General features: G+C 41.8%; 18 protein-coding genes. All 18 read right to left on the bottom strand.

Annotation, left to right across the window (positions count from 1 at the left end; translation table 11 throughout):
• Positions 1–67: 67 nt before the first annotated feature.
• The 18 genes from wzy to glmS all read right to left on the bottom strand — a co-directional run bounded on the left by wzy (position 68) and on the right by glmS (position 20,908).
• The gene (gene wzy, locus BQ7367_RS06740; RefSeq protein WP_072524746.1) at positions 68–1,489 is read right to left on the bottom strand and encodes an O-antigen polysaccharide polymerase Wzy; all 1,422 of its coding nucleotides are present in this window, start codon (positions 1,487–1,489) and stop codon (positions 68–70) included.
• 136 nt (positions 1,490–1,625) lie between these two features.
• Positions 1,626–2,804: a LegC family aminotransferase gene (locus tag BQ7367_RS06735; protein WP_072524745.1), complete on the bottom strand. Its 1,179-nt coding sequence runs from the start codon at positions 2,802–2,804 to the stop codon at positions 1,626–1,628.
• Positions 2,805–2,842: 38 nt separating this feature from the next.
• The gene (locus BQ7367_RS06730) at positions 2,843–4,063 is read right to left on the bottom strand and encodes a polysaccharide biosynthesis protein (protein WP_235837563.1); all 1,221 of its coding nucleotides are present in this window, start codon (positions 4,061–4,063) and stop codon (positions 2,843–2,845) included.
• A gap of 10 nt (positions 4,064–4,073) precedes the next feature.
• Positions 4,074–5,612: a lipopolysaccharide biosynthesis protein gene (locus tag BQ7367_RS06725; protein WP_072524743.1), complete on the bottom strand. Its 1,539-nt coding sequence runs from the start codon at positions 5,610–5,612 to the stop codon at positions 4,074–4,076.
• A gap of 96 nt (positions 5,613–5,708) precedes the next feature.
• On the bottom strand, positions 5,709–6,776 hold the full coding sequence (locus tag BQ7367_RS06720) for a hypothetical protein (protein WP_143142969.1): 1,068 nt from the start codon (positions 6,774–6,776) through the stop codon (positions 5,709–5,711).
• Between the two features lie 34 nt (positions 6,777–6,810).
• Positions 6,811–8,049 (bottom strand): glycosyltransferase family 4 protein, encoded by a 1,239-nt coding sequence (locus BQ7367_RS06715; RefSeq protein WP_072524741.1) that lies wholly within the window; start codon positions 8,047–8,049, stop codon positions 6,811–6,813.
• Between the two features lie 95 nt (positions 8,050–8,144).
• Positions 8,145–8,843 carry a sugar transferase gene (locus BQ7367_RS06710; protein WP_072524740.1) on the bottom strand — a complete coding sequence of 233 codons (699 nt, stop codon included), beginning with the start codon at positions 8,841–8,843 and terminating at the stop codon, positions 8,145–8,147.
• Positions 8,844–8,860: 17 nt separating this feature from the next.
• Complete coding sequence (locus tag BQ7367_RS14795) at positions 8,861–9,073, bottom strand: DegT/DnrJ/EryC1/StrS family aminotransferase (protein ID WP_268874781.1); 213 nt, start codon at positions 9,071–9,073, stop codon at positions 8,861–8,863.
• 15 nt (positions 9,074–9,088) lie between these two features.
• Positions 9,089–9,343, bottom strand: coding sequence for a hypothetical protein (locus BQ7367_RS14790; protein ID WP_072524739.1), 255 nt, complete (start codon positions 9,341–9,343; stop codon positions 9,089–9,091).
• Positions 9,340–10,692 (bottom strand): DegT/DnrJ/EryC1/StrS family aminotransferase, encoded by a 1,353-nt coding sequence (locus tag BQ7367_RS06695; RefSeq protein WP_072524738.1) that lies wholly within the window; start codon positions 10,690–10,692, stop codon positions 9,340–9,342. Before BQ7367_RS06695 ends, BQ7367_RS14790 begins: the two co-directional genes overlap by 4 nt.
• 74 nt (positions 10,693–10,766) lie before the next feature.
• Positions 10,767–12,005 carry a nucleotide sugar dehydrogenase gene (locus BQ7367_RS06690; protein ID WP_072524737.1) on the bottom strand — a complete coding sequence of 413 codons (1,239 nt, stop codon included), beginning with the start codon at positions 12,003–12,005 and terminating at the stop codon, positions 10,767–10,769.
• Between the two features lie 75 nt (positions 12,006–12,080).
• Positions 12,081–13,166: an NAD-dependent epimerase/dehydratase family protein gene (locus BQ7367_RS06685; RefSeq protein ID WP_072524736.1), complete on the bottom strand. Its 1,086-nt coding sequence runs from the start codon at positions 13,164–13,166 to the stop codon at positions 12,081–12,083.
• A 61-nt stretch (positions 13,167–13,227) separates the two neighbouring features.
• A complete protein-coding gene (locus BQ7367_RS06680; protein ID WP_072524735.1) occupies positions 13,228–15,105 on the bottom strand; it encodes a polysaccharide biosynthesis protein in 1,878 nt (625 codons plus the stop codon).
• A gap of 156 nt (positions 15,106–15,261) precedes the next feature.
• Positions 15,262–16,737, bottom strand: coding sequence for an LCP family glycopolymer transferase (locus BQ7367_RS06675; RefSeq protein WP_083588895.1), 1,476 nt, complete (start codon positions 16,735–16,737; stop codon positions 15,262–15,264).
• Positions 16,738–16,761: 24 nt separating this feature from the next.
• Positions 16,762–17,436: a polysaccharide biosynthesis tyrosine autokinase gene (locus BQ7367_RS06670; RefSeq protein ID WP_072524734.1), complete on the bottom strand. Its 675-nt coding sequence runs from the start codon at positions 17,434–17,436 to the stop codon at positions 16,762–16,764.
• Positions 17,437–17,448: 12 nt separating this feature from the next.
• A complete protein-coding gene (locus tag BQ7367_RS06665; RefSeq protein ID WP_072524733.1) occupies positions 17,449–18,225 on the bottom strand; it encodes a YveK family protein in 777 nt (258 codons plus the stop codon).
• Positions 18,222–18,956, bottom strand: coding sequence for a CpsB/CapC family capsule biosynthesis tyrosine phosphatase (locus BQ7367_RS06660; protein WP_072524732.1), 735 nt, complete (start codon positions 18,954–18,956; stop codon positions 18,222–18,224). Before BQ7367_RS06660 ends, BQ7367_RS06665 begins: the two co-directional genes overlap by 4 nt.
• Positions 18,957–19,069: 113 nt before the next feature.
• On the bottom strand, positions 19,070–20,908 hold the full coding sequence (gene glmS, locus BQ7367_RS06655) for a glutamine--fructose-6-phosphate transaminase (isomerizing) (RefSeq protein ID WP_072524731.1): 1,839 nt from the start codon (positions 20,906–20,908) through the stop codon (positions 19,070–19,072).
• Between the last annotated feature and the right edge of the window lie 105 nt (positions 20,909–21,013).

Raw genomic sequence — 21,013 nt, 5'->3', positions numbered from 1 at the left:
ATCTTAGTAGCTGTATGGGTATAATTATTTGCTAAACTCATAACATTTAGCTCTTTACAACTACTTCTTATCGTCTTTTCCTACTCTTTACCAAATCATAAGCTCCCATCGCAATAAAAACGACTATAGTGTATTTTAGAAGCAAATAAATACTTGGCAAAAGACTTCCTCGTGGGCTCAATATTATAATAGAAAAAAACTCAAATATAAAAACTGACCAATATCTACTATAAATAATTCGAGTGTCTAATAATTGACAAAACTTTGCCAGAACTGCACCGCCTATCATTACTCCAATTAATCCAAATTCATAACATTCAGTCACCCAGGCCGTTCCCATGGAAGCTCCGGCAAGATAATAATTCGGATTAACATAGTATGTCAGCTGATGCCCTAACGCAGACCTTCCTGCTAATGTATGAAGACTTTGCCCGGTATATGATTCTCCGAACAAACCAAATAAACCTGATATGGCCTGATCTAGGAAGAATGGATAATTATGTGGTAGTTTATCGGCATATTCAACATAATAAGATGTAAGCTTTACGGTCGTTGAACTTCCTCCGAAGAAGCTAATGAGTAATTTAAAAACATTACCTCCGCTAAACATGATTCCTTGTCTGACTTCCTGTATAAAATAGGCAACTAAAATAGTAGAAACCCCAATAACTACCAAATAAACGAATTTTACTTTTTTGTTATAAAATCTATATCGGTACCAAAAGAAAAACAGTACAACCATGAGAGGTTGGCCACGTTCACCATATAATAACAAAGGTATCATAGGAATCGAATACAATATGGTGTATAAGACAAATTTTTTGTATGGCGGCTTGCTTGCGACAATTAATAAAAAACCAACTATTGTCAATGTGTCAAGCAGTCTTGCCCATAATGGCAATCCAATTGCACCTCTATTTCCTGCTAAATATTCGGCAGCCCTATTAACGTTAAGTAGATAATATAAATTTACGTACAGTGAAAATGGCAATCCAATAATTAGCAATGTACGTCCAACACTCAAATAGCCGTCTTTGTTTATGCAAATTTGATCCAGATCAATTTCCGAACGATTATTCTTGTAGATTGAAAAAAACACTAAGTTGCATGTTGCTATATAGGCAGAGAAAATTAAAGCAACATGTTGCACTGTTACCTCAGAAAATGTTATGCGGGAAGGACTTACAAATTCCCTGATTAAATACCCACTATTAAAAAGACTTAAGATCATTGCACTTATCATAAATACAAAGGTACTAAAATGCAGTAATGAGAATAAATGCAACCAACCTAATCTCCTAACACTTTCTGCATATGACACTATAAATATTATACTCAACTGGATCACATACAGGTTTGTAAGTGCTTCATCCTCACTAAAGATGCCAATGCTATATTCTATAATTGTCACAAATAAACCAATGAGAATAAAAAATCCCAGTGGTGAAATTCTTGTAGCTGTAAATCTAACGTTTATAGTATTATTCATCTATTATCCCCTTTCTTTTTTGCAAAAGCCACCATTGGATTCTTACAAGAAAATGGATTGCATGAATACACCAAGCACAACTCATACTATCTTGCTCTAGTATTTATAACATTGATTAATTGGTTTTTACTATCAATCATTCCTCTAGTTCCTTAAGAACTGCCATAATTTTTTCAGCAGCATAGTATATATCATCTTCTTTAAGCTGAGTACTTGAAGGTATATTTAGGACTCTCTCCGAATAATATGGTCCACACTCTAGCTCAAAACACTCTTCTTTAACATATGGTAATTGTTCATTAATAAGGCCCCATATCGCTCTTGTCTCTATCCCATACTCTGTCTGCAGCTTTGTAATTATGGCACGCATCGTTGCTTTAACTTTAGAACGATCAATTACTAAAGAATAGAACCATTGATTTGAATAAGTTCCTTTTCTGTATCCCAGAAGATATGCTAGTTCAAAATTTCTAAACAATTCACAATACAGATCATAATTTCGGTGCTTACGTTCTACGAACTCTGGCAACTCTTCCATTTGAGCCACACCAAGAGCAGCTTGAAGATTTGTCATACGATAATTATAGCCAATCTCATCGTGTATATAATAATGCGGATCCGTTTTGGCCTGAGTTGACAGGAATCTGATATGCTCTACAACTTCTTTTTTATTAGCTGTAACTGCTCCTCCTCCACCGGTTGTAATAATCTTATTGCCATTAAATGAAAATGCACCGAAATCACCAATTGTTCCGGCATATTTCCCGGCATATCTACCTTCAGTATATCTTGTACCGAGTGCCTCAGTGGCATCTTCAATAACCTTGATGTTATATTTATCGGCAGTATCCATAATAGATTCCATATCGGCCATATTACCAAAAACATGAACGACCACTAACGCTTTAACTATCTTTCCATCATGGACCAGTTGTCCATCTTTAAACTTGCACTGTTCATCACAAAAACGCCGTAGTTTGATTGGATCCATACAAAGGCTGTCATCACAATCAATAAACACAGGTTCAGCAAATTGATACTTTACAGGGTTGACTGCAGCGATAAATGTTACCGGTGGAACAAGTACTATATCGCCAGGAACAACACCCGCTTCTACCAGCGATAGATGAAGAGCAGATGTACCAGACTGACATGCCGCAACATTATCTGTGTGCAAATATGTTGCTAATCTCTTCTCCAATTCGATTATATACGCACCCCCGGTAGAAACCCATCCCTGATCAATAGCGTCATCTACGTACTTTCTTTCATTCCCTTCAAAGTTAGGAATAGACAGAGGAATAAACTTGTTCATTTCATATACCTTCTCTTTCAGCTCACCTATCAGCAGTATTACATCTTACTATCCAAAGACTTTCCAGTTTCAATATGCTCAAAATTTGGTAAATACGTTTTCAAAATTGTTACTATCTCTTCCTTGGTTGCTTCCTCCTTAACAAAGGCTGCACTTAAATCGGCAAACAATCTGTCGACTCTTCTCTTATCAGGAATTGCTTTTCCAGTAATCACGCCTAAAGATTGAAACTGATTACAATCAGCAGTTTCAGTATCCGTAACAAACTCTTCAAATGCCTTTTCTCCTGAAGTATCAGATATTGAGAAATGAACAGGATATAAATTGCTGCCATTCTTCAAGTCTTCTGCCTTATCTATTGCCTCTGCATCAGAATTACATTCCAGAACTTGATAACCATGCTCCACAAGTAAAGACCTGGCAATCCCGTCAAATGTCATCATCTGTGCCTCTGCAAGCTTCGGAAAGAAAATTGATCGATTTTCACCCAAAATGCACGCCAAGAGACAAATCTGGCCAGACTCTTCCGGACTCACAAAGTAACGACGTACATCACTTGGAGCAGAAAGGGGCTGTAGTTTTTGTATCCTGGTAAGAAAGCCCGCTGGAAGTGATCCGTTCGAAAATGCCACGTTAGCAAATCTTGCTGTTTTTACAGGGAAGCAATCTGAGTAACTGAAGATAACATCCTCCATGATACGCTTACTTGCCCCCATAATATTAACAGGATTAGCAGCTTTATCTGTTGACACGCAGAAGTATTCTTCTGGGGGATATTCAACAAGTAGATCTAGAAGTAACTTAGCATGTAGTACATTATTTTGAATCAGCGCTTCTACTGAATAGATATCTTTCTCTGACCTTACATGCTTGTGAGCTGAGAAATTTCCTACAATATGAAAGCCTCCACGCTTACGAAACATTTTCTCAAACACAGGAGATGCGAAGTCCATAGGATACGTAATGTAGTCTTCAGGAACATACATTCCTTTAGTAGCGCGTAGATCACGAGTGAGTTCTGCTAAAGCATTCTCATTATAATCAACTACTACCAGAGATGCCGGCTGAAAAGGAAGAACAGCCTTGACAAAGGACGAACCTATTGAACCCGCACCACCAATAACAAGAACAGTTTTACCTTTAATCTTTTGTGAAAGTGCGTCCCAATTTTTCACAATGTCTGTTTTAAACATCGACTGTGAGCGCATTATCACATTGTTTTCTATAAAACGGTCTAAGTTAAACATTTTTCCCTCCATATCTTATAATTTAAGGATTATGCTTTCTTTTAATCATATGGAACACAGCACTTATTTGACTTATTCCTTCTTTGAAATATTTATTATTTCTTAAATAAATCAGCATAATGATGTTTGGAATAATCAAACAAATAATAGCTCTTCCAACAAATGAGAGTATTCCATCATTTCCAATCAGTTCACAAAGATATAAGCAGGTTGCCAAGACTATCGAAGATATTAAGATCATTTTTCCATGCATTATATAAAAACACTTCGGACTTTTTTGAAAATATCTATGAAACAGAATTTGGCTTCTCCAAATAAAACTGCAGAAAAACATTGTTAAAATTGTCGCTATAATGACACCAGTTATTCCAAATAATCTGCCCAAAACTATATTAAGCAAAAGATTAAATAAAGATTCTATAATATATGATTTGGCACCCGACTTCCACAATCCGTTTCCATTAAAATATAGATTTCTGATGTTATTCATGTTAAGTACATAAAAGTACACCACAAATAAGATCATATCCTTGTCAGGTAGTAACATATCCGCCCCCATCCAAAGGGTCATTACCGGTTGGTAAAAACAAATTAAGCCGGTACAACAAAAAAGAATTATCCACAAAGAAAAAAGCGAAAACTTATAAATATCGTCCTCATTTTTTTCTCTTGTTTCTTTAGCTATACTATTCCCGATACTTGCCTGTAAACTTTCATTAATTATTACCATAAAGCTATACAGCGCGCTAAATATATAATAATAATTGTTATATATACCAACTGCCGTAAGGCCTATTATACTCGAAATAACAATACTATCAAAAGAATTTCGTGTTACCTCACTAATACGATAAACGGATACCCATTTTACATCTGAAGCCATTTCCTTTTTTTGCTCAACAGTCAAAAGGCCTTTGGTGAAGTATTCAGGATATTCCTTTTGACATAATAAGGAAACTGCAATATTAACCATCACAGTTGCAACAGGCATAACAATTATATAGGCAACATAATTCCTAAAAGCAACTATAGTGGCAATTTGAGCTATATATTGTAGGCAAAGCAATCCAGTTTCGATTATATTAATATAATCCATTCTTTGAGCCGCAATTATTAAAGTGCGCTTATAGCCCGAAAAGAAATAACTAACACTTGTATTGAGCAAATATAAAAAGTACAAAAAATATAGGTTGACATCACTTGGATATGAACCATTTATTAGTTTTGGCAAAAACGGTGTCAAAATTATACCAGCGCCAAACACTATACAGCCTATTATTCGATAGATTTTCTTTAAATAACCTAAATAAGCGCCAACTGTCCTTTTGTCATTATCAGCGAATGGTTTATACAGTCTATATACCACCGCACTTGAAAACCCTAATTCCGCAAGATTCAGTACAGACAGAATAGAAGAAAACAGGCTGTTTAATCCTAAATATTCTTTTCCTAAATAATACAGCAATGAAGTACGAATAATAAAAGGTAAAGCTATTTTAACGATAACTTTTATGATACCACTTACTGCATTTCTTGATGAGTTAAGACTTCTACTTCCCATTAGTTTCTGCATCCTCATTGATCCCAAATAAATCATTCCGCTCTGTTCACACGGACAACCCATTTGATTCTAAAATCCACTTCTTAACTCCAGAGGTTAAACATAATGTACAATATCATCAATATTTTTCGTATATATAAATGGATAATCTTGATACATTTCTCTATCCTTTTCCGACATAAAAAAGATTGTATAACTATTGTTATGACGATAATAATCAATTATTAATGTTGAATTATATGTCACTATAATATCCAAATTCTCAATCTTCTTTGTTGTTGCCTTAATATTTGAATATTTATCAAAACAGCTATAATCAGCGCGTGACTGTGGGTGCAACATTATATACACCATGCAATCATTGTTTTTTTCTATTATTCCTCTAACTAAATTAGTTGTCCACTTTTCATCACACTGTTCAGCAATACCGATTATATGTTTATATTTTGTAACCTCTGAAGTAACGGTAAACTCAATAGTGTCCGGAAAATCATAAACCGTAACTTCTTGAATATCATCATCTAAAACTTCTTTTTTAAAATAGTTCATAGAATATTGATCAAAGCAAAAAAATCGATCCGCTAAAATTCTGTGCGGAAGATTTAACTCCCCAGTTACAACTCCATGTTGGTAAATATATACGTCATATTTGAGTCCCTTTTTTAATTCTCCAATCCATGTAGCCTTTTCATCATAGTGAAATCTATGAATGACTAGATCAGGACGCTCAGCTTCTAAAAACCTCCACATTATATAAAAATCTACCCAGTAGGAAAGGTATTCTTTCTTAATAATTGATTGTTTAATTAGTTTCCTCCCAATATTTATAGATTGAAAAATCAGCTTAAGCCTTTCATTTCTTTTGAACACTGAAATAGTCGTTGTTTTGTTTCTAATATCCTTAAAATTATTTATACATCTTTGCCTATATATTTTTGATCCCGAATAATTCTGACTAAAAACATGTTCTTTATCAGGTCTGCCTATAAAGTATATCTGATTTGTAAGATCTTTCTTCTTAGAAAACAAAGCAGTTATGATATAGAACAAAATCATCTTGAGGGTCCGAAGTTTATAATTCGCTTTTTCAATTTCTTTTATGTCTGTTGCTAAAATATTATCTATTCCGTCAGTGAATATTCTAATAACTTCGGTAAATTCCACAATCACTATCCTGCCTCTCTATATTACCCATTCATCAATGCTTCGATGATGCAGATGAAATGATATCTAAATAAGCATTGACGGCTTGTTGCTTACCAAATCTATTCACTGCCAAGATTCTTGCGCCAATCCCATACCGCACCAATTCACTCGGTTGGTTAGTAATATGTTTTAATACATTCACAAAATCGGAAGTATTTGATGGATCACAAATCCAACCAGAGTTAGACTGTTTGATTATATCTGCTAATTCGCTATTAGAGTCAACTATCGCTACTACCGGGGTTCCCGTAGACATTATTGTCCACGTCTTGCTAGGCATACCAACCATACTTATACCAAGAGCATTACAAACTATGTCAATATCACCCATGCTATAAACTTCTCCTACCCTATTTAAAGGCATCAAGGGAAATACTGAACAATTCGAAATATTCTCAGTTGCAACTCTTTGTTTGATTCTGTCAAACTCTGATCCTGCTCCAAATAACACAAACTGATATATGTCAATATCAATAACTGCTTTTGCAGCATCTACTAAATAATCAATATTTTGAGATTTCCCAAAATTTCCTGCATAAAGGATAGTAAATTTATCTCTTTTTATCCCCAATTCATCAAACAGTTTATTATCTTCCTTTTTTATCGGATATACGTCTTCAGTATTTATCCAATTATAAACAACATCTATTTGTTTAGGTGCTACACCTTTCCCTAATAATAGTTTTCTAAAGCTTTCCGAAAGTGTTATTATAGCGTTACATGCTTCATATGTTTTTTTCTCTATTTTTAAACCTATTCGATATGAAATAGAATCTTTTGTTGCTATTCCCGCTGTCACTAATGAATCCGGAAATAAATCCTGAAGAGAATAAACGAAAGAACTTCCAACCTTTTTTTTAATTGCTTTTGCTGTAAGCCCCTGAATAGGGGGCGTACTGTTGCAATATATAACATCTACGTTATCTATTCTTTTTCCAATGTGTATTTGCCTTATACAACACCACAAATATCGTAATGCTCTTGCTACCGCCTTAGTCCTCTCTTGAGGAGCCCAAAAGCGATGAACAATTACATTTCCATCAAATTGTTTTTCCTCTTTGATTTTTTTATAAACTTCAATATCTTCTTTTGAACATCCTCTTGTAGGTGTCGGACATAATATATCAACTTTCCATCCTCTTTTTACCATACCTTCAATCAAATCCTGCTCAAGATGTGTATCAGCAGTTTTTTCAGGCGGATAGTACGCAGCTAAAAAAAGTACATGCATTATATCTTCCTCTTGTTCTTTTTCCTATTTACTTTTCAAATAAAGGAACCACCTGGCGGAACAGGATTAAAATCAGAACCGCCTTATAGTTACTATCAGTTATATTTTTTCCCAAGAACAGCAAAGACTGTCCTTATCATTGTTGTAATTTCACTCCAAAAGCCAAATTTACGAATACTCTGAAGGTTATACTTCATCTTTCCCGGAAGCACCTCTTTCACATACACCCTATCCACATTATCCGCAGCATCCAAGAGTGCGGCTTCATCCTTATACCGGATACTTGCTTCCGATGTGATACCTGCCGGAAGCAGCAACGTAGCACACATTTCTTTACTGTATTTCTTCACATATTTTATTGCTTCCGGTCTTGTGCCCACAAAGCTCATATCACCAGTCAGAACATCAATGAGCTGCGGAATCTCATCGATGCGCAGGTTTCGGAGTTTACTGCCTACCTTAGTAATTCTCGCATCACCATCCACGGTAACGACAGATCCAATCTTATCCGCATTGTTCACCATAGTTCTGAATTTATGGATCCGGAATTTCTTTCCATATGAAGTCACTCTCTCCTGACGGTAAAATACCGGGCCAGGAGAATCCAGCTTAATCATAATGGCTATGATCAGCATCGGGATTGCCAGAATCGCCAACATGATTGTGGCCACAACCACGTCAAATCCTCTCTTCAGGCCAAGAACGCCTTTTTTCTTAGCAAGGATGTCATAATATTCTCTGACTTCTTCGCATTGCATGAATGCAGGCAAGTCCTCCCATTTCCGAAGTCTCATTCTTGCGGTGTCCTTCCTCAAATATATTTGCTGACCACTTCCCTAAAATTGGTGATGATGTAATCTACATCTTCATCCGTAAGCTTCGTATGTAACGGTAGCATAATAAAGTTCACATAGTAGTCATAGGCATTCGGGAAATCTTTAATATCCCATCCCATCTCTTTATATTCAGTCATCATCGGAAGTGGCTTATAGTGTACATTCGTATTCTCACCACGCTCAGCCAGCTTAACAACGATTTCTCATTTAACTTCATCAGTAGCCCCCGGAATTCTTGTGAGATAGAGATGCCCGCAAATCGTAATCCGTTCTTGTCTATAGAAAGCCGGACCCACACTCTCCATTTTTACGCATACTGATATAGCTACCATTGGAATAAATAAAATACTCTTTTCAGTAACAGTTGTCCCCTTTTTTCTATTCAGTATTTCCCAGTACGGCCGAATTTCGTCCACCCGCATAAATTCCGGCAGGTCTTCCAATTTCTTTAACATCATGTTTCATACGCTCTAACAATCTCTTTTAACACTTCACATACATATTCAACATCAGTATCACTTAACAATGTATGGAACGGAAGAGAGATCAAGTTTTGATAATAATCATATGCGTTAGGGAAGTCTTTAATATCCCATCCGAGTTCTTTATATGCCGTCATCATAGGCATCGGTTTATAATGAACATTCGTTGCCACGCCTTTCTCTGCCATCTTTTCTATGATTTCATTGCGCTGCTCGATATTAATGCCCGGTATGCGAATTAAATAAAGATGATTTGAAGAATCCATCCCCTTTATGTGGTGCATAAGATAACTAATACCTAATTCTTCACAAATAGAATTATACGCTTTCATTATTTCTGCACGGCGGTTAAGAAGAGTAGTATACCTGTCAAGCTGCCGAAGACCAATCGCTGCCATAATGTCCGTCATATTGTATTTATACCACGGTCCAATGATGTCATAATCCCAAGCCCCCAGTTTCGTCTTGCTCAATGCGTCCTTATTCTGCCCATGGAGAGACAGGAGCTGATACATTTTATAGATTTCATCATTCTCAATTCCCTCCAATGGCAGCCATGTTGAAGCACCTCCTTCTGCAGTCGTAAAATTTTTTACCGCATGAAAGCTGAAGCTGCTCATATCAGCAATAGCTCCACAATATCTTCTCTTCCTTTCAACTTGTCCTGCTCCTGTATAAGAAACAATACGGGAAGCGCCCAAACTGTGGGCACAATCAGCCACAATTGCTATACGACCTAGTGTATGCTGGATACGGGATCCAAGATCTGCCAAAGGATTGCTGTGGTCATCCAGAGGTTGAAATAGAGCTCTCTTTTTCTCCACAATTTCAAATATTCGGTCATAGTCACAAACAATACCGCCGAGATCAACTGTAATAATTGCCTTGGTCTTCGGGCCAATAGCTTTCTCCATAGCATCGTAATCCATCTCCGGGCAATGCGACCTCACATCCCCGTCCTTCTGGATGTCTACAAACTTCACTGTGGCCCCACAATGGATAACAGCAGATGCGGAGGCTGAGTAGGAATATGCCGGAACAATCACTTCATCACCCGGGCCAATACCGAGGATGCGCAAATTTAGTTCCTCTGCTGCCGTTGCTGAATTTAAGCACACTACCCTTTGGCTATACTTGGTAACCGCATCTTTTGTCCTGCAATCGACATCGGTCTTTCCAGTCTCTATATAGGCAGCAAGGCGACGCTCTAACATCTTCGTACGCGGACCGGTTGTTATCCAACCGGAGCGGAGTACCTCTGCAACTTCTGCAATCTCTAGTTCAGAAATATCGGGTGGACTAAAACTGATAGTTCTCTTTTTCATAATTATTCCCTTTTTCTTTAATTCTCTCTATATGATTTCCCACAGAAATAAACATCTAACTCTCATCTACAAAATCAATCCCGCCGGTACACATCCCGAGTATAGACTTTCTCAATCACGTCCTCCAAGCAGTTATCATATCTGTTTGCGATGATCGCTTTGCTCTGTTTTTTAAATTTATTCAGATCATTAACAACTCTGCTGCCAAAAAAGGTGCTTCCATCCTCTAGTGTCGGCTCATAAATAATCACCGTAGCGCCTTTTGCTTTGATACGTTTCATAACACCTTGGATACTACTTTGGCGGAAGTTGTCAGAGTTGCTCTTCATGGTAAGACGGTATACGCCGACGATTACTTCTTTCTCTTTATCCGCATTCCAACTGTCATTAGCTTCATAAGCTCCAGCCATTTCCAACACCCGATCCGCGATAAAGTCCTTTCTTGTCCGATTGCTTTCCACAATCGCCTGAATTAAATTTTCCGGTACGTCGGCATAGTTGGCCAAAAGCTGTTTCGTATCCTTCGGCAGACAATAACCTCCATAACCAAAAGAAGGATTATTATAGTGACTGCCGATCCTTGGATCGAGACATACTCCATTGATGATCTGCCGTGTATCCAGCCCTTTCATTTCTGCATAGGTATCCAGCTCATTAAAGTAACTGACACGAAGAGCCAGATATGTGTTGGCAAACAACTTCACGGCCTCTGCCTCAGTAAAGCCCATAAAAAGCGTATCAATATTCTCTTTGATCGCTCCTTCCTGCAATAACGCAGCAAATTCACGTGCCGCTTCTACAAGGCGTGAATCTCCCTGATCCACTCCTACAATAATCCTGCTGGGATATAAATTATCGTAAAGAGCCTTAGATTCCCGAAGAAATTCTGGGCTAAACAGGATATTTTTGCTTCCTGTCTTTTTTCGGATACTTTCTGTATACCCCACAGGAATGGTAGACTTTATGACCATAATTGCATCTGGATTTGAACGCATCACCAAATCGATTACTGATTCTACCGCTGAAGTATCAAAATAATTTTTCTTGCCATCATAGTTTGTTGGAGCAGCAATAATCACATATTCAGCATCCCTGTACGCCTCTTCTGCATCCAATGTCGCAGTTAAATTCAGCTTCTTCTCTGCCAGATATTTTTCAATATAATCATCCTGTATGGGAGACTTTTTATTATTAAGCAGTTCCACCTTCTCCGTAACAATGTCAACTGCGGTCACTTTGTTGTGCTGTGCCAGCAGCACCGCTAACGACAAACCGACATATCCCGTTCCGGCGACTGCAATCCTTCTGTCCATAGCGCTACTACCTCCATATTGCCCAATCCCGATATTCTTGCCATCCACTGATTTTTACACCAAAATTTCTATAACTTATATTCGATAAAACTCTTTATACCACTCTGCGAAACGTCGCAGTCCTTCCCGCAGTCTGGTATCTGGTTTATAGCCGAAATCTTTCTCAAGTGGACTAGTATCCGCATAAGTAACTGGAACATCTCCGGCCTGCATAGGAACTAATTCCTTGCGCGCTTCAAAGTCATAATCCTCCGGCAACACTTTCGCCCGGATCAATTCCTGTTGAAGAATGTCTACAAAATCCAACAGATTTTCGGGGTTACTATTTCCAATGTTGTACAGAGCATATGGAGGAACAGGAAGCCCATCTTCTCCTACTTTCTTCTCTGGGGGAGCCTGCATCACTAATTTCACGCCATGCACAATATCTTCTACATAAGTAAAATCACGTTTACAGTTTCCATAATTAAAAATCTGGATTTTCTCACCTTTCAGTAATTTGTTGGTGAAACCAAAATAAGCCATATCCGGCCTGCCAGCAGGGCCATAGACCGTAAAAAAGCGGAGGCCCGTGGAAGGAATATTATAGAGTTTGCTGTAAGCATGAGCCAGTAATTCATTACTTTTCTTGGTGGCAGCGTAAAGACTGACAGGATGATCTACTTTATCATTTGTAGAAAAGGGAACCTTTTTATTCCCTCCATACACAGAGGAAGATGAAGCATACACCAGATGCTCCACTCCTTTTGCCCCACCATCATAGGAATGACGGCAGGCCTCCAGAATGTTATAGAATCCATTCAAATTAGAACTGACATAAACATCTGGATTTGTAATACTGTAACGTACACCTGCCTGTGCTGCCATGTTCACCACGATTTCTGGTTTGTAAATCTGGAACAGAACACTAATCACAGACTTATCAGAAATATCCGCTTTGATAAACATCCAGGAAGATTCTGGATGTTCAGCTGCTTTTTTTTCGATTTCCTTCAAACGATACTCCTTGATCGAAACATCATAGTAGTCGTTCATATTATCGATGCCGATCACCGTAACGGGAGAAACTGTTTCCATTATTTCTTTTGCCAGATAGGAACCGATGAATCCTGCTGCCCCGGTAATCAGTATTTTCTTGTTTTCCAAACTGATATGTTGCATATTTTAGCCACCTCTATGTTTGTCTGCTATCTCCATGCCTTCATGAAAAATTATCTTTCCATTACTTCCGGACGATATCCGGATGATACGTCGGCACGATTTCCGCTACAATCTCCTTGATCTTATCCGACTCATTCCTGCTTTCTCTGTCTAATAGATCCAGCTTCTTTTTAAAGTCCTCATCATCCATCTCTATTGGCTTGCCGATAAAGATCAGCTCATTTTCCGTCTCGGTCATTCCTTCTTCATCCATCAAAAGCTCCTCGTATAATTTTTCCCCGGGACGTAATCCCGTATACACGATCTTGATGTCTTCATCCGGCACATATCCCGACAGACGGATCAGGTTCCTCGCCATGTCATCAATCTTCACAGGCTCTCCCATATCCAGCACAAAGATCTCGCCGCCATGGGCGTAATAAGACGCCTGAAGCACCAGAGACACTGCCTCTGTTATCGTCATAAAATAGCGGATGATCCTTTTATCGGTCACTGTCACCGGTCCGCCCTCTTCGATCTGCTTCTTAAAGAGCGGGATCACGCTTCCGTTGCTCCCCAGTACGTTTCCGAAACGCACTGCCACAAAGTCTGTCTCAGACTGGCGGTTCATCATCTGCACGATCATCTCGCACAAACGCTTGGAAGCTCCCATGATATTGGTCGGATTGACCGCCTTATCCGTTGAGATCAGAACAAACTTCTTTACGCCCCATTTTGCCGCTGCCTGAGCAGTCTTATAGGTTCCTTCCACATTATTTTTGATTGCCTCGTTGGGGCTTTCTTCCATCAGCGGTACATGCTTATGCGCTGCCGCATGGAAAATAATGTCCGGACGGTATTTTTCAATCACTGTATCAATCCGCCGCGTATTCCGGACAGATCCGATCAGAGTCTCCACATCCAAATCCGGATGGCGCCGTTTCAACTCCTGTTGAATCGAATAAGCATTGTTTTCATATATATCAAATATGATCAGCTGCTTTGGCTTTGACCTGGCGATCTGACGGCACAGTTCGCTTCCGATAGATCCGCCGCCCCCGGTCACCATGATGACCTTATCCTTTAAGGTATGCAGGATCTCCGCGCTATTTACCTTTACCTGCGCGCGGCCCAGAAGATCCGTGATCTCCACATCTCTCAGCTTTGTAACACTGACTTCCTCATTCAGGATCTGATAGATACCAGGGACCGTCTGCAGCTTACATCCTGTGTTTTTACAGATATTCAGAATCGCCTTCCTGTTTTCTCCGGTCGTCGCTGGAATGGCATATATAATACGGGTGATCCCGTAATCTTTCACTTTTTCCTCGATATCGTACCGATCCCCTACGATTGGTACTCCTTCCAGCAGCCGCCCTTTCTTATTGGGATTGTCATCAATAATACAACAGACCTCAGGATGCAGATGCGTATTATTCTGCATTTCCCGGAGCAGGGTACGCCCTGCTTCCCCCGCGCCGATGACCATCACCCGTTCTCTGGTCTTATCCCTGTCAGCGTCATTTTTTCTGAGATATGACCGGATCAGCCGGTAGGAAAATCTCAACCCCGTAGTCATTGCCAGGCTCAATATATATCCCATCAGATAGTAGGATCTGGGCATCCGCAGCTCCATAACCAGTGCTCCTGCCGCATAGAGAAACGGCAGAAGGATATATGCCTGTACGATTCTCTTCGCCTCGTCAAACCCGGCGAACCTCCAGATGCTGTGATACAGACGGAATCCGTAGAATACCACTATAGTTATAGCCGCCCAGAAAGGCATTGACCACATATATCCGATCAGATAAACTCTTGGAATATGTGAAAATATAAAGTCAAACCTCATCACCAGCGCTGCCAGATATGAGACAAATATAGACAAAACATCCAGGAACAACAATGTAAATGCCCGTCTGAGCCATACAGTGTCGCTCTTCTTTTTCTGCCGTTCTTCCATTTCCCCTGAATTCCTTTTCCTCAATCGTTACTTATTTTGTATTATGGCTGTGTATCCAGTTCCTTTTCGCAAAGATAATAACTCCGGCCAGCAGCGCCGCCACTGTACATACAATCGCCATCGTCTGATCCACATGCATTTCACATATCCTCCTTGTTACTCACCATTCAGTATCTGCTGCATCTTTGCGCTGATTTCCGCCACGGACGCTTCATCCGGCCACATCACATACAACAGCTGAGATCCCGAGGAGAAGCAGGCCTGCTGATCTCCGCTTCCGGTCGCGGCAACAGATTCGATCGTCCAGTCTGTTCCGTCCGCCAGCTGCTGGTTGATAAATCCGGCCATCTCTGTCCGTGTCATATTCGTCTCCACACTGTCGCTGACACTGGTGATGATCTCGCTCGCCCTGGTAAGAAGTGCCGGTGACATGGCCTTCTGCAGGATCGCGGTCAGGACCGCTTCCTGATTCTTTCCCCTCTGATTGTCCCCGCTCTCAAAGCTGTATCTTTCTCTTGAAAATGCCAGGGCCGCCGCTCCGTCCAGATGGTTGATCCCCTGCTGGAACTGATATCCTCCACTGGAGAAGGCATACTCTGAATTTACATCCACACCGCCCAGCGCGTCCACGATCGTGATAAGTGAGGTAAAATTCACTCTCGCATAGTACGTGATATCGATCCCATACAGATTCTCCAGCGTGCTCATGGAAACGTCTACACCATAAATCCCCGCATGGGTCAGTTTATCTCTGGATTCTCCCGACACGCCGGGGAGAGTCACATAATAATCTCTGGGCGTAGTCGTCAGCAGGATCTTATGCGTATTAGGATTCACTGTCATGATAATATTCACATCACTCCGGCTGTTGGTCGTGATCGGTCCGGAAACGTCGATACCGCTGATATAGATATTAAACGGTTCCTCCACCGACTTTTCCTCATCCTGTTCGATCACGGTATCGATCCCGTACTGGTAAAGAATCCGTACCTGGTCGGAGTAGCCTTCGATAGAGTCCTCGATGAGCCCGGTAAACGCTTCATTATAAATAGCCGCGCCGACTTCTCCGTCCAGAAGAGCCTGCGCCTCTTCCTGCACGGTCTCATACTCTGTCAGATCCGGTGCCATCCCCAGCACTTTTTCTATATCATCCAGCATCTTCTGGTTATTTTCCTGATCTGCTGTCGTCTGGATCCCATATTTGTAATTTTTCGCGTCGAGAATATTTTCGGCCTTGTCATCCTCGCGGACTACCACGATCATGTTGTCTGTCTTGTAGGTAGCTCCTCCCACGTCCGCCAGCATACGGTCTGCCTTCCGCATATAATAACTGCCGGCGGCCAGCGCGATACTGATGAGTACACTGATCACGATCCCCAGAATATAGATCTTCTTTTTAATGAACTGCATGCCGAACAGGATCCCGAACAGAACCAGCAACACCACCGACAGCGCTGCCAGATATTTACCCGGCACCATCCCACTGTTCCAGACCACCGCGATAAATACCACGGTCATCAGAAGCTGGACAAGAACGATCAGCTTTCCGGCCAGATTTTTCGTTTTACTTTTTCTGTGACTGTGTGAATGATTCCCTGATTTTCCATGCCGGGAATGTCCGTGTGTACTCATTGGATCCCGTCTCCTTTATCCTGACTATTTTTCCCCGTAATTTCCGTAATATTTCCCGTAATATTTGTTTTTCTTCATATCTACTTTGTTAAGAACCACGCCCAGGATCGGACACCCCGTCTTCTCCAGCTGATCCTTTACTGTGCGCACAAACTTATAACTCACGGTATTTGCTGCCACCACCAGGACAGAGGCGTCGCACACCCGCGCGATCACCGCGGCGTCGATTACACTCCCCAGCGGAGGCGCGTCGATAATGATATAATCATAGGCATCTTTTGACCGTTTCAGCAGGGTTTCAAACCTCTCCTGCCCGAGCAGCTCGGAGGGATTGGGCGGCACCACTCCCGCGAAGACCACGAACAGGTTCGGTTCCTGTGTCTTACAGACGATCTCTGTCATCTCCGCCTGACCGGACAGATAATGGCTCAGTCCTTTCAGCTCTTCCGTCACCCGGTGTCTTCCCACAAGGACCGATTTCCGGAGATCGGCGTCTATAAACAGCACCTTTTTCCCGCTCTCGCACAGGGCCATGGCCAGGCCCAGAGATACGGTACTCTTCCCTTCGTCCGGCGTACTGCTGGTAAGGACGATAGTCCGGTTTTCCGCGCCGGAGAACTCAATATTGGTACGCAGCGTCTTATATGCCTCACTGCTTCGGTAATCTTTATATATATTCTTTAATACGACTTCCTGCATCTTCTCTTCCTCCTACCGTTTGCCCCGCTTTTCTGCCCTGCGCGAACCACGCCTTTTCGTTTTCCTGGATTTGGTCCTTTTTTCGCCCTCCTGGATCGGAATAGAAGTAAGGACATTCAGCCCAAGATGATATTCCACGTCATCCGGTGTCTTAATCGTATCATCGAAAATGTAGATAAGCACGATGATGGCGATGGCCAGAAGAATGCCAAGGATTCCTCCGATAGCCGTATTTTTTATCACATTCGGGGAAGATGGCGCTGTGGGCAGATTTGCCTCCTCAATGGTATTCACAGCATCGATCTCCATGATTTCCTGTATCTTAATGCTGACAGATTCCCGGACCGCGTCAGCGATTTCCTGCGCCTGCTCCGGATCCTCGTTTTCAACATAGATCGTCAGGATACGGGTGTTGGTCTTATTCTCCGTGGTAATGGACTCTGACAGTTCTTCCACCGACATGTCCAGGTTCAGCACAGAAATAACCTGTTCCAGCACGGAACGGCTCTGTACAAGTTCCATATAATCCTGAGTCAGCTGGGTGCCTGTCTGCAGATCGCTGCTCGTCACTCCGGCTCCGCTGTCTGATCTGGTCAACATATACATGCTGGTAGATGATGTATACTTCGGCGTGATCAGCAGCTTCGTCCCCGCGAAAGCCGCCAGAGCTACTAAAAGACCTGCCAGAATGATCAGATGTATCCTGCTCCACAGTACACTGAACAACTCTGCCAGATCAATCGTCATTTCCTCATTTTCAATTTCATGGGTTAATCTGTCCTGATTCATTTCTCTTCTTTCCTCTTCTTCCTCAGCATTGTCATGGCATTACTGAAAAATATCCTCCTCATATAATCTTCGCCATATTTCTTTTTCACATATTCTGCCGCTTTTTTCATATGCGGGGATCTGCTGCCCGCATTGTGGGCATCCGTCCCGACGCAGAACACCAGCCGGCGTTCCATAAGCTCTTTAATATATTTTTTGATCCTGCGGCCGTTTTTCCCTGTAATACTGTCCGCGTTTACCTGTATTCTGACACCCATATCCGCCAGATGTTCTGCATGTTCGATACTCTCGGTCACATAGCGGTATCTCTCGACATGGGCCAGTATCACTTCATATCCTTTCATCTGCAACTGCTGGATTCCCTGGCAGATATGATCAAATGTGTCCATAGGGGAAAATTCCACCAGTATATACTGAGTCCTGTTCATGGTCAGGATCTTTTCTTCTTTCAGTTTCTCCGGTATATCCTGCCCGAAATAGATCTCGGTTCCCAGGTAAACCCGGAGTCTGTCACTGATCTTTTCCGCCTCTTCACGGACCAGCTTCAGCTGCCGCCGCAGAGTCCTGGGACTCTTTCTTCCCCGGTAAGGATGATGGTGAGGGGTCGCTATGATAAAATGTATTCCTTCGGCATAAGCCGTCTGAAGCATCTTCCGTGTTTCTTCTATACTATGGGATCCGTCATCCACTTCCGGAAGAATATGACAATGTGCGTCAACAAATCGTTCCATGCGCGCTCTCTCCCGCTAATACTATACACTCAGCTAAATTGTTTGTCAATATTTACCCCCCCCCCGGTATTTTTGGCGATTTTACAGGTAAACCTTTGTTTTAACCGACATTTTTATTCAACTGTAACAGATTTTGCCAGATTTCTTGGTTTATCCACATCCAGTCCTTTTGCCACGCTGACATAGTATCCCATCAGCTGCAGCGGCACAATAGCCAGACTGGTTGTAAAGTATTGTTCTGTCTTTGGCACATACACCGAAAAATCAGCGGTATCCTCAATACTGTAGTTTCCATAGAGAGTCAATCCCATCAGATAGGCTCCCCTGCTCTTCACTTCCACCATATTGCTGCGGGTCTTCTCAAACAGAGCCTGCTGGGTCATGACACCTACCACCAGGATCCCGTCTTCCACCAGGCTGATGGTCCCGTGCTTCAGTTCTCCCGCCGCATACGCCTCGGAATGAATATAGCTGATCTCTTTCATCTTCAGGCTGCCTTCCATGCTGATGGCATAGTCGATTCCCCGTCCGATGAAAAAGATATCTCTGGCATTGGCATACTTGCTTGCGAACCACTGGATCCGCTCTTTATCATCCAGTGTCTTCTGGATCTTTTCCGGAAGACGCTCCAGTTCTGCAAGCAGCTCCCCATACCGTTCCTCACTGATCAGTCCTTTTACAAGAGCTGTCTGGATCGCCAGGAGATAGACCGCGATCAGCTGTGTACTGTAAGCCTTTGTGGTGGCCACGGATATCTCCGGACCCGCGTAAGTGTAAAGGATATGGTCACTCTCACGGGCAATGCTGGAGCCTAACACATTAACGATCCCCAGGACCGGCACGCCTTTTTCTTTCGCAAGGCGGAGCGCCGCAAGGCTGTCCGCCGTCTCCCCTGACTGAGAAATAACGACTACCATAGAGTTCTTCACCAGGATCGGATTCCTGTACCGGAACTCTGACGCCAGATCTACTTCTACCGGAAGATTCGCAAGCTCTTCCATTACATATTTTGCCACCATTCCCACATGATATGCAGAACCACAGGCAACAATATACAATCTTTCCAGATTTCCCAGGATCTCACTGGCAAGACCCACCTCGGAAAAGTCGATCTGCCCGTCCTTAATATAGGCTCCCACAGTATCCTGGACTGCTTTAGGCTGTTCGTGGATCTCTTTCAGCATGAAATGCTCGTAACCGCCTTTTTCCGCGGACTCGGCATCCCATTTGATCTCCACCATGTCCTTATGGATCTCTTCCCGGTCTATATTGTAGAAATGGATTTCATCCTTGCTCAGTTCGGCAATTTCAAGATTCCCTATATAGTAAACATTCCTTGTCTTGTCCAGGATGGCCGGAACATCGGACGCGATCAGACATCCATTCTCGCTTTTCCCGATTATAAGCGGGCTGTCCTTCCTTGCGGCGAACAGTTTCCCCGGATAATCGTGGAACATGACTCCGAACGCATAGGACCCCCGGATACGGAGCATGGCCCGGGCCATAGCCTCCAGGGGCGTTCCTGTCTTCTTATAATAATAGTCTACCAATTTTACCGCGATCTCAGTATCTGTCTGAGAATAGAACATATACCCGGATTTCAGAAGTTTCTCTTTCAGTTCCTGATAATTCTCTATAATTCCGTTATGGACCAGGACCACAGATTTATCATCTGTACAGTGAGGATGAGCGTTATTCTCAGAAGGTTCCCCATGTGTGGCCCAGCGGGTATGCCCGATACCGCATGATCCGGGAACAGCCGCGCCTTCGTCTGTCTTCTCCGCCAGAATCTTCAGCCGGCCTTTCGCTTTGACTACCGCGATCTTTCCGGTACTTTCATTGAGCACGGCGATGCCGGCCGAGTCATAGCCTCTGTATTCCAGTTTTGCCAGTCCGGATAAAAGGATCGGAGCAGCCGGCTCTTCTCCTACAAACCCTACAATTCCACACATATTCTGTAATCCTCCTTCTCCATAATTATGTCTTTTCTATCTCTGTCATTTTACAAAGTGCAGTCCAAAAAAAGGCAATAAAATCTTTCCCTCCTCCGCCGAAAA

This window comes from Clostridium sp. Marseille-P3244 (assembly GCF_900120155.1).
Taxonomy (GTDB): Bacteria; Bacillota; Clostridia; order Lachnospirales; family Lachnospiraceae; genus Mediterraneibacter.
This window is presented reverse-complemented; position numbering and strand designations above follow the sequence as displayed.